Here is a 1,150-nt window from a genome sequence, read left to right as displayed (position 1 = left end):
GCAGGAACCGAGCGGGATCATGCTGCGATCGAGTGCGATGTCCTTGTCCGACAGTGCCCGCAGATAGCGCAGCATGGCGGTTTCGGTGCGGTACCGGGTGAACGCCGGATGCGTCAGGAACTCCGAGGTCCGGTCCCCGATTCCCGCCGGCGCCGGTTCCGCCGGGGCGACGCCGAAAGCGTCCAGTACCGCCGCTACATGCTCGTCGGTGGTGGCCTCGTCACAGGCCACCGCGACCCGGTCGTCGTCCACCAGCCGTAGATTGACGCCGCGGGCGGCGGCCTTGGCGACGATGCTCTCCGCCTGCCCCGGTACCCGGGCCAACACCGTATCGAAGTATGTGTCGTGCACTCGCGCCTCGCCCAGGGCGGCGGCCACCCGCGCGGCGTGCGCGTGCACCCGGCGCGCGATCGCCCGCAGCCCGTCCGCACCGTGGTAGCAGGCGTACATACCCGCAACGATCGCCAGCAGAACCTGAGCGGTGCAGATGTTCGAGGTCGCCTTCTCGCGGCGGATGTGCTGCTCACGGGTCTGTAGCGCCAGCCGGTAGGCGGGTGCGCCGTCGGCGTCCTTGGAGACGCCCACCAGGCGGCCGGGCAGCTGGCGGGCGTACGCCGAACGCACCGCGAGATACCCGGCGTGCGGACCGCCGAAGCCCATCGGCACGCCGAAACGCTGGGTGGTGCCGAAACAGACGTCGGCACCCTGCTCACCGGGCGGCGTGATGAGAGTCAGCGCCAGGAGATCGGCTCCCGCCGCGACCAGCGCGCCCCGCTCATGGGCCTGCGCGATGATCCCGGACCAGTCCACGACCCGCCCCGAGGCGCCCGGCACCTGGAGCAGGACACCGAAGAAGTCGCCCTCGGGCAGCCCCTCGTCCGCCAGATCGGCTGTCACGATCTCGATACCGAGTGGTTCGGCGCGGGTGGCCAGCACGGTGCGGGTCTGCGGGAAGAGATCGATGTCGACCACCAGTCGCGGGCTGCCGCCGCGATCCACGCGGCGCATCAGTGTCATCGCCTCCGCGGCGGCGGTGGCCTCGTCGAGCATCGAGGCATTGGCGACATCCATCGCGGTCAGATCGGTGACCATGGTCTGGAAGTTCAGCAGCGCTTCGAGCCGGCCCTGGCTGATCTCCGGTTGGTACGGC

1 pseudogene is annotated in these 1,150 nt (G+C 70.3%); it reads right to left on the bottom strand.

Going from position 1 to position 1,150, the window contains the following annotated elements:
• Positions 1 to 1,150: pseudogene (locus ACWDU1_RS32475) on the bottom strand (glycine dehydrogenase (aminomethyl-transferring)); the annotation flags it as partial.

Source organism: Nocardia sp. NPDC003345, assembly GCF_053589395.1.
Note: the sequence above shows the minus strand (reverse complement) of the source record. Positions and strands in the feature narration are given on the sequence as shown.